Source organism: Moorena sp. SIO4G3, from assembly GCF_010692305.1.
GTDB lineage: Bacteria > Cyanobacteriota > Cyanobacteriia > Cyanobacteriales > Coleofasciculaceae > Moorena > Moorena producens_A.
Window position 1 is genome coordinate 1 of sequence record NZ_JAAHIG010000191.1, and the last position, 9,473, is coordinate 9,473.

Annotated in this window: 10 protein-coding genes; 5 read left to right on the forward strand and 5 right to left on the reverse strand. The window is 44.1% G+C overall.

Going from position 1 to position 9,473, the window contains the following annotated elements; genetic code table 11:
- Positions 1-376: 376 nt before the first annotated feature.
- Complete coding sequence (locus F6J99_RS27085; RefSeq protein WP_293117103.1) at positions 377-505, reverse strand: hypothetical protein; 129 nt, start codon at positions 503-505, stop codon at positions 377-379.
- 109 nt (positions 506-614) lie between these two features.
- Complete coding sequence (gyrA, locus tag F6J99_RS27090) at positions 615-3,245, reverse strand: DNA gyrase subunit A (protein ID WP_293117104.1); 2,631 nt, start codon at positions 3,243-3,245, stop codon at positions 615-617.
- A 633-nt stretch (positions 3,246-3,878) separates the two neighbouring features.
- On the opposite strand from gyrA, the gene F6J99_RS27095 reads away from it, so the two are divergent.
- Entirely contained in the window at positions 3,879-4,019 is a 141-nt protein-coding gene (locus F6J99_RS27095) for a hypothetical protein (protein ID WP_158517518.1), read from the forward strand.
- Positions 4,020-4,095: 76 nt separating this feature from the next.
- Positions 4,096-5,031 carry a histone deacetylase gene (locus tag F6J99_RS27100; RefSeq protein ID WP_293117108.1) on the forward strand — a complete coding sequence of 312 codons (936 nt, stop codon included), beginning with the start codon at positions 4,096-4,098 and terminating at the stop codon, positions 5,029-5,031.
- Between the two features lie 146 nt (positions 5,032-5,177).
- Here F6J99_RS27100 and F6J99_RS27105 read toward each other — a convergent pair whose 3' ends face one another.
- Positions 5,178-5,369: a cytochrome b6-f complex subunit PetL gene (locus F6J99_RS27105; RefSeq protein WP_293117111.1), complete on the reverse strand. Its 192-nt coding sequence runs from the start codon at positions 5,367-5,369 to the stop codon at positions 5,178-5,180.
- A gap of 184 nt (positions 5,370-5,553) precedes the next feature.
- Between F6J99_RS27105 and F6J99_RS27110 the strand changes: the two genes are divergently transcribed.
- Positions 5,554-6,252, forward strand: a complete 699-nt coding sequence (locus tag F6J99_RS27110) for a hypothetical protein (RefSeq protein WP_293117114.1) — start codon at positions 5,554-5,556, stop codon at positions 6,250-6,252.
- Positions 6,253-6,454: 202 nt separating this feature from the next.
- On the opposite strand, the gene F6J99_RS27115 is transcribed toward F6J99_RS27110, so the two are convergent.
- The gene (locus F6J99_RS27115; protein WP_293117132.1) at positions 6,455-6,874 is read right to left on the reverse strand and encodes a helix-turn-helix domain-containing protein; all 420 of its coding nucleotides are present in this window, start codon (positions 6,872-6,874) and stop codon (positions 6,455-6,457) included.
- Between the two features lie 180 nt (positions 6,875-7,054).
- Here F6J99_RS27115 and F6J99_RS27120 point away from each other — a divergent pair, with 180 nt between their 5' ends.
- Positions 7,055-7,219: a hypothetical protein gene (locus F6J99_RS27120; protein ID WP_293117116.1), complete on the forward strand. Its 165-nt coding sequence runs from the start codon at positions 7,055-7,057 to the stop codon at positions 7,217-7,219.
- Between the two features lie 124 nt (positions 7,220-7,343).
- Here the strand turns inward: F6J99_RS27120 and F6J99_RS27125 are convergent, their stop codons facing one another.
- Positions 7,344-7,601, reverse strand: a complete 258-nt coding sequence (locus F6J99_RS27125; protein WP_293117118.1) for a hypothetical protein — start codon at positions 7,599-7,601, stop codon at positions 7,344-7,346.
- Between the two features lie 403 nt (positions 7,602-8,004).
- Here F6J99_RS27125 and F6J99_RS27130 point away from each other — a divergent pair, with 403 nt between their 5' ends.
- Positions 8,005-8,388: an endonuclease domain-containing protein gene (locus F6J99_RS27130; protein ID WP_070395178.1), complete on the forward strand. Its 384-nt coding sequence runs from the start codon at positions 8,005-8,007 to the stop codon at positions 8,386-8,388.
- The last annotated feature ends 1,085 nt before the right edge of the window (positions 8,389-9,473 follow it).

Below are 9,473 nucleotides of genomic sequence, written 5' to 3' on the forward strand. Positions count from 1 at the left end.
CCTCGACATGCCTTGTCTTGATGCAGTCGCTCATGGGGGAAACCCCCAAGACCGCGCTGCATCGCTAAAATTAGCTATCCGTCAAAGGCAATACTTAAGCCGAATACCCGTTTAAAAACCAAGTATTGAGCCTAATTTAACTAACCCCAGTGGGCTTATCTCCCTAAGCGTTGAGTTTCCTCAGTTCCCGTGTGCCCCACGGTACTTTAGTATTCAATGTGCAAGCTTTACTGGTTTTCAGTATCTGTTAGGATCCATACGTTTTTAATGAGGTTTTTCGCGCCTCAGGTGCTAACATCGCTTTACGTCGTGAAGTTATGACAGTACCGACGAATCCTGTCTGTGCTAGGCCACTATGCATATTCTAACAGATTTTTTAAAAGCCGTCGTTCGCGTAGCGTGGCCAAAGGCCAACGAAGGACGGGGCTTGAAACCCAACTTTTTGGTCATCATGGTAGGAAAGATACTCTTCAAATGTGTAAAACTTTTTGGCAGTTTGAATCATTTGATTTGCCTCCTAGAGCACCGGTTTATTAGTTTAGTTAAGGTGGGTTTTGTAGACGATTGACGGTTAACCGTCTACAAAAACCTATTGTAGGTTAACTTCTAGTGGCCTATTTTTCTGAATCTACTGACTGTTCCTGCTTTGCGATTGCCTGCTCTTCGATTTCCGGCTCTTCGATTTCCGGCTCTTCGATTTCCGGCTCTTGATCTGAAATGGGGACCAAAGCAACCGCTGCGATCGCATCTTCATCATCTAACTTTTGCACTCTGACCCCAGTTGCCATACGAGATTGGGGAGAAATAGCATCAACAGCTTGACGAATGATAATCCCTCGACTAGTGACTATCATCAATTCATCCCCTTCATTAACTACCTGTAGTGCTGCCAGTTGGTCTTTGGGTAAACGGAATTTGGTTGAGCGAACTCCCATACCAGCACGGTTTTGTAGCCGGAATTGGGATACCGGTACCCGCTTGCCATAGCCTCCCATGGTAACAATTAATACCCAAGGACCCTGAGCCGCTGTTTCCACCATCTCAGAATCACTAAGGTCTTCTGTCTCTTCCTCTGAATCCTCAGTAGCAGCTAGACTAGCGATGATTTGACCGGACAAAATATCCATACCGATTAATTCATCATCACCCTTGAGTTTCATAGCCTTAACTCCTCTGGTCGCACGACCGAGGGGGCGGAGTTGATCATTGTCACACTTGAAGTGAATTGCCATGCCATGACGAGACCCAATTATGATGCTGTCTTCTTGCCTAGCACGAAGTACCCACCGCAACTGGTCTCCTTCCCCAAGGGAAATAGCAATTAATCCATTTGCCCGAATTTTGCTGAAAGCATCTAGAGCAGTTTTCTTGATGTAACCCTTGTGGGTTAACATGACTAGATATTCATCATCTGTAAATTCAGATACCGGTACAATAGAAGTAATTTTTTCTTCGTGGGGAATGGGTAACATCTGCACAATCGGTACCCCCCTGGCGGTGCGAGATGCAGCCGGGATTTGGTAGGCACGCAGAGAGTACACTACACCGCGATCGCTAAAAAATAAAATGCTATCGTGGTCGCAGCAAGTGAAGAAATGCTCTACCTCATCATCATCTTTGATCCTGGCAGCAGCTTTACCACGAGTTGCCCGAGCTTGAGCTCTAAACTCATCCACAGGCATGCGTTTGATATACCCTTGCTCAGTCAGCAGAATCACAGCTTTTTCATTAGCAATCAGGTCAGTATCATCTAGTTCCCCTTCAACCTGTTGAATTTGTGTGCGGCGTGGTGTGGCAAAGTTCTGTTTCAGTTGCTGGGCTTCAGTTTCAATAATCTCCAGGATGCGACTTCGGCGAGCTAGGATATCCCGTAAATCCGCAATCCTAACTTGTAATTCCTCATGCTCAGCTTGAATCTTTTGGGCTTCCAAAGCAGTCAGACGGCGCAGCTGCATTTGCAAAATAGCATCAGCTTGGGCTTCAGATAGACTAAATTCTGTAACTAATTGTCCTCGTGCTGTAGTCGTATCTGCCGCCCCCCGAATCACGGCAATCACAGCATCTAAGCTATCTAGGGCAATTAGTAACCCTTGCAGTAAATGATCCCGTTCCTCAGCTTTGCGCAATTGATATTGAGTCCGTCGGGTAATGGTTTCAATGCGGAAATCCAGGAAGACGTTTAAGAACTGCTTTATGGTCAGCAATTGGGGTTCATTGCCCACCAGGGCTAGCATATTTGCTCCAAAATTGGTTTGGAGGGGGGTTTGCTTGTAGAGATTGTTCAGGACAACTTTGGGATAAGCATCGCGCTTTAGTTCGATTACGATGCGCATGCCATTGCGATCGCTTTCATCCCGAATATCGGAAATGCCATCAATGCGCTTATCATTAACCAATTCAGCAATCTTTTCGATTAAGCTTGCCTTATTGGTTTGGTAAGGTAGCTCAGTAATAATAATGGCTTCCTTGTCTGGACGACCTCGTTGCCCAATCGTTTCAATTTCTGCCACACCTCGCATGGTGATAGAACCCCTACCACTGGTGTAAGCATCTTTAATACCCGATGTTCCTAAAATCTGTGCCCCAGTGGGGAAATCTGGACCAGGGATATACCGCCTTAACTCCTTATCAGTGATTTCGGGATTATGGATCAGGCCAACTAAGCCATCCACCAACTCTCCCAGGTTATGAGGGGGGATATTGGTTGCCATACCCACAGCAATCCCCGATGAGCCATTGAGCAGTAATTGGGGAATCCGTGCCGGTAAGACAGTCGGTTCTTGCTGGGAACCGTCAAAGTTATCAACGAAGTCTACAGTTTCTGACTCAATGTCCCGGAGTAGGGCATTGGTAGCGATCGCTTGCAAGCGGCACTCTGTGTAACGCATTGCCGCTGGGGGGTCGTTGTCTACTGAGCCAAAATTTCCATGACCATTAATTAGAGGCGATCGCATGGAAAAATCCTGAGCCATGCGCACCAAAGCGTCATAAACAGCAGTATCCCCATGGGGATGATACTTACCCAACACTTCCCCTACCACACGAGCGCATTTCCGGAATGGACGGTCTGGGCTTAAGCCCAGCTCATGCATGGCATAGAGAATTCTTCGGTGTACTGGCTTGAGCCCATCCCTGGCATCTGGTAATGCCCGACCTACAATAACGCTCATGGCGTATTCTAAATAAGACCGGGACATTTCGTTCCGCAAATTTGTCGGGACAATGCGTTCTTGGGATGTACTCATAGTTGGACAAACTCCCTTATTATCGAGGATTTTGCTAAATAAATCGGTTAAAATCTCTCAAAAGAGGCTTTTAACACGTTTTTTTTTCAAATTTGGCTGGTTATTTTTAAATTTTAACACAAAATCTATACTATAGCCGCTAACAGAACCACAGGCAAGGCTTAGACAATGAGCAGATTCGCGGTTCTTGTGCAAAAATTATGGGAAAAAGACAGAAAATTTCCTAGGGTAGCTTAGAAAATTCACCTGTTCTTGTTCATGTTGACTGGCGGTTTATGCCACCAGGTTGTTTTCCTCCCCTGACAAAACGTCAGAGGTGAGTAAAATATAATCGAAAATGTCGCATAGTCTACCAAAACATCTTATTATTTGTTAGACTTGAATTAGGGTAACACCGAAAAGGATTATTATGTAACTTAAATTAAAGCCGAAAACCAAGGGTTTAATAGTTGCGCTCTCTATCCCGGTGGAACAAAATTTTTTGACATTTTTATGGCGCACGAGGAATATTTCTTCGTGAAGCGCGTAGATACACCCTGGATGCGATCGCATCTTGCCTTGGCGAGCCTTGGTCTATCTTGGTAGACTTTGGTAGCTAAAAAGTATCGGTTCCCAATAACTAAGGAGTTTTTGATGAAACTATCCTATGTTTTGATTGGCTTAGCTATTTTTGCCTTCGTTTTGAGACCAGATTTAATCCCTGTCTCCCTCGCTCTAGCTATAATCGCCTTTGGTGTCGTGTTTGGTATCTTTAGGGATCACCTGATGAAGTAATCCGCAAGGTTAATTTATTCACAAGTACCTTGCTCTGAAACGTTTTTCCATCATTTTGGCTGAATCGTGCTATACTATGTTTCCAGTCATTTACTCCGATGAGTTTCTTGAACACGATAACGGTCGGTTTCACCCAGAACGACCAGAACGTTTAACTGCGATTGTGGATGCCATCAAAGCTGCACCTTGGGCTGAACAAATTAAGTGGCAGTTACCGACAGCGGTGGAAACTCGTCGAGTGATGCCCCTAGTACAACAAATTCATAGCCAGCGCTACATTGAGACAGTTGAAGAAATCGCCTTGAGTAATGGTGGCAGGTTAGATGCGGACACAGGGATATCCCCCCGCAGTTACGACGTTGCCCTACTCGCCGTTAGTGCTTGGCTAGATGCGGTAGATCAAGTCCTCACTACCAATAATTCAGCCTTCGTTCTAGCCCGTCCCCCTGGTCATCATGCTGAACGTCAGAGAGGGATGGGATTTTGCTTATTTTCCAATGCTGCGATCGCAGCTTACTATGCCTTAGAGCAATCGGGAGTCGAACGAGTTGCCATCCTAGACTGGGATGTTCATCACGGCAATGGCACTCAAGATGTTGTGGAACGAGATGCTCGCATTGCCTACATCTCCCTTCATCAATCCCCTTGCTATCCTGGTACAGGCCAAGCCAGTGAACAGGGGTTTCACAATAATGTCCTCAATCTTCCCATGGCACCAGGCAGCACGTTAGCAGATTACCAGCCTATGTTTGAACAGAAAGTGATGCCATGTTTAACCAAATTTCAGCCAGATTTATTGATTGTCAGTGCTGGTTATGACGCTAATGCCGCCGATCCCTTGGCAAATATTGCCTTGCAGCCAGAAGATTATGGGCTATTTACTAACTATTGTTTGCAACTAACTCGTCGGATTGTTTTTGGTTTAGAGGGCGGGTATGAACTCACTGCTCTAGCTCAGTCGGTGGTAGCAACAATTGAAGCTTGTTTGACTAACGAGAGTAGATCTGGCTAAGTATAGCTCGCTATAACTATAGCTGGTTAACTATAACTTGATAACTATAGATTTTTATGTATAGCGCTACAGTAGGCGGAAATAATCAAAACAATTAAATGTTTCAATCCGCCATACTGCTTTAATGATTATGGAAACAAAAGTAGTTAGATTAACTTAACTGCTCTAAGTCCAAAAAATAGAGTCAGAGCCACAACAGTGGCACCAGCTAGAAGTCCAAAGTAAGCGATCGCTGCAGAGATCATAGTATCCTCCCAAAACTTGACTAGTTTAATAATATTACCTAATTTTACCTCATATTGACTGTTATTACTCAGAGGTTGTCTGAGAAGTCTCATTGGCTACATCCAAGCCCCCTAAATCCCCCAATTTTGGGGGACTTTTAGAAGCAAATTGACTCTTGTTCCCCCCAAAGTTGGGGGGCTAGGGGGGCAAAATTCAGTATAAAAAAACTTGGGAGATATCCTATCAGAGCAATAGTTAAGTCAATAGTGAACCTTGAACCGTCAAAGATGAACAAAAATGGAAGACAATAAATTTTTTCGTTTTGTGTGGCGCTTTAATGCTATTGTTATTATGGCTAGTGGGTTGCTAGCAATAGCTGTTTTGGCTTTTGGTGCTATCGAGATAGTCAGAAGCAGTACCAGAGAGCGGCAGGGGATTAACATTGTTAATGTTGATGACGATAGCTCAAGCTCTCAAGAGTGGGAGCTGGGTAATCTCAAGGAAGTTGATGGAACAACCTATCTAATGGTGCCGCTTCACTCAGATCAATCTTATACCCAGTCCTATTATAGTAAGTCTACACGCTCAACTAGAAACTATTTGTTTTTGGATAGTGAAACAGGTAATAGCAAATGGCTCTTTGCTAAGAATGATTATTTAATTGCTAGCGATCGCTTCATTTCAGAAACTAATGATAAAGAAAATAATAGGCTTAAATCGAAACCAGTTATAGCCGTTTTATACCAACTTATTAAAGAAGATACCAATGGTGATGGAAGATTAACAAATGATGATAGTATGACAATAGCATTGACACATCCCAAGGGTAATGACTATCAGGAAGTCCTAACTGGAGTAGATAAATTTTTGGGTTACAAGGTTCTAAAGGCAAATAGCCTATTAATTTTGTATCAGCGGGATGGGATTGCCTATTCAGCAAAGGTTTCTTTAGAGAATTTTACTCTCTCCAATGAAAAGCAAATCGCTAAATACTAAAAACCTAGCTCTGTAACCTAAACTCTCCTGTTTTTTCCTCTTCTCGCCCCAAACCAACCACACTTTCCACACCCTTGCTCAGCAAGAGGTCTATTAATCGTATGGTGGGCAGTGCAACGTGGTTTGCAAGCTAAATTATCTGTCTTGTGCTGCACTGCCCACCCTACATGAACCTGACCGCTGACCACTGACCGCTGACCCCTTATGCAATTACCTTAAAATCAGAAATCGTCTCAATCCATACCCGTGCTCCACAATGTAGGGGATTATCTGGGCGATACATGACCCGACAAGGGCCATTGACTTCGACAGTATGACCGTAAGTATTTTTAGAGCCACGTTTGACGGTTATCACTGGATTGCGTTCGCCGGTCTTGAGATTTTGGCGAATCACTTTCTGATTAACGTGGATGACCGCCTTAGTGTAATTTGTACGCTTTGACCAATTCCGCTTCGGTCCGCGAGTGCCAGGGGTAACGACTGGCATGCCATCAAATAAAGGAATCACCCAAGTTCTACCGACCTTATAAGCTCCTTTGACTCTGCCCTTGCTCAACAGGAAACGAACGCGAGTGGCAGAGATACCTAGTAATTCAGCAGCTTGTGCGGTAGAAATCATCATGGCCATAAAACCATTGCTTTAACGATATTGTTATATTAACACAATGTTTTAGAATATGCAAAGGGTGGTAAAAGTGGTAAGTGTTGCCAGGGTGGCTGGGCAAAAAAAACTATTGCATTGTCGCAAGCAAGTCTTTGGTTGGTGCGTTACGGGGCGACTTCAGGGGCAAAGAGGTTGAACATGAGGGCAAGCCCGCCCCTAACACACCCTACGCAACATTTACCCGATTCCCGATTCCCGATTCCCGATTCCCGATTCCCTAATCAAAATAAAAAAAATTCGGTCAAGTTCTGGTTAATTCCAATCCTTGACCGAATTATTTCTTGTAATAGTCAAAATCCCTAGGATCCTTGACTATGTGTTCACCAAATCAACAACATACAAACTTATATTTCAGACTTCAGACGTCGTACTTTCTCCTGAGTTTTGACCTGCCGCCAGGGATGCTAATCCCTGGCAACTTGCTATCTTAATCTACCAACAGATGTCGAATCAATATACTGATCACCTCACCAGAATTTCCGGTAGGTTGAGGAGTGCTCCACTCATGAACTTGGGCGTAGCCACGGCTATAAAGATTATAGATTGTGACCCGGACGATTTTGGGAGAACCGATCAATATATGTTTGATTTGCTCCCGTCCTGGCTGGGGTTGGCCAAATAATTCAGGGAGATTAGGATTGTTGGGATTATACTCAAAATTTGGGAGAAAGTTTTCGATGTCCATAATGTTTTTTGTTGTTGTATTTGCGACATTTTTATGGTAAATAATAATTATTTATTTTGTCAAGTATTTTTTATTTTTTTTGCAAAAATTCATATTTTTTTTTATTTATTTGATTATTTAATAAAAGCGATCGCATTTAATTTGAGACTGTAATCATTGGAGCGCGTAGCGGATCAGACTATCGCATTTGTTTATAAATTATGAATTATGAATTAGTAATTAGAGATTAGGTGTTAGATTGGGGGAATCCGTTCCCGTAGCGCCTCCTACATACCATCGCTGTTTATAACATTTCCTTATCAAAGGGGAAAGTCCGGAAATCGATCGGAAAAGTCCCCCTTATTAAGGGGGATTTAGGGGGATCTCAACCCATGCAACAAACCACAAACTCGATTATTTTAAAATGTGCGATCGCCAACAAAAAGAATTCCATCTTCCTTATAATTACAATTTAGTAAGCAGAGCTAGAGAATTAAGGAAAACTATGACTCCAGCCGAGAAAAAGCTGTGGTCTGACTATTTGAAAAATTTTAAGTTTAGAGTCTTGCGACAAAGACCAATAGCGAATTTTATTGTTGACTTTTATTGTGCTGCTTTAAAATTAGTTATTGAAGTTGATGGAGATTCTCATTATACAGAAGCTGGCCAAGCTTATGACGAAGAAAGAACTCACATTCTTGAAGGTTATGGATTAAAAGTAATTCGATTTACCAATGATGAAGTATTGCATAATTTTGAAGCAGTGTGCGTTCGGATCAGCAGTGAGCTTCCCCCTAGCACAACCTAGAGCTGTTTAAAAATTCAATAAGTTGCGAATCTTTGCTGATCATCGATTTTTTTTAGGGATTAGGATAATAGAGTTAGATTGGGGGAGTGACATCGCGTTTTTTATCCCATTTTATAGTCGATCCCCCCCAGCCCCCCTTAATAAGGGGGGAGTCCGGAAATCTCTCTAGTTTCTCCCCCTTCCGCCCAAATAACCAAGGGGAGAGTAAACTCTTTCTATCCCATTTCCTAACTCGATCCCCCCCAGCCCCCCTTAATAAGGGGGGAGTCCGGAAATCGATCTAGTTTCTCTCCCTTCCGCCCAAATAACCAAGGGGAGAGCAAACCCTTTCTATCCCATTTTCTAGTCGATCCCCCCCAGCCCCCCTTAATAAGGGGGGAGTCCGGAAATCGATCTAGTTTCTCTCCCTTCCGCCCAAATAACCAAGGGGAGAGCAAACCCTTTCTATCCCATTTCCTAACTCGATCCCCCCCAGCCCCCCTTAATAAGGGGGGAGTCCGGAAATCTCTCTAGTTTCTCCCCCTTCTGCCCAAATAACCAAGGGGAGAGCAAACCCTTTCTATCCCATTTCCTAACTCGATCCCCCCCAGCCCCCCTTAATAAGGGGGGAGTCCGGAAATCGATCCAGTTTCTCTGGCTTCTGCCCAAATAACCAAGGGGAGAGTAAACTCTTTCTATGCCATTTCCTAACTCGATCCCCCCCAGCCCCCCTTAATAAGGGGGGAGTCCGGAAATCTCTCTAGTTTTTCCCCCTTCTGCCCAAATAACCAAGGGGAGAGCAAACCCTTTCTATCCCATTTCCTAACTCGATCCCCCCCAGCCCCCCTTAATAAGGGGGGAGTCCGGAAATCGATCCAGTTTCTCTGGCTTCTGCCCAAATAACCAAGGGGAGAGTAAACTCTTTCTATGCCATTTCCTAACTCGATCCCCCCCAGCCCCCCTTAATAAGGGGGGAGTCCGGAAATCTCTCTAGTTTTTCCCCCTTCTGCCCAAATAACCAAGGGGAGAGCAAACCCTTTCTATCCCATTTCCTAACTCGATCCCCCCCAGCCCCCCTTAATAAGGGGGGAGTCCGGAAATCGATC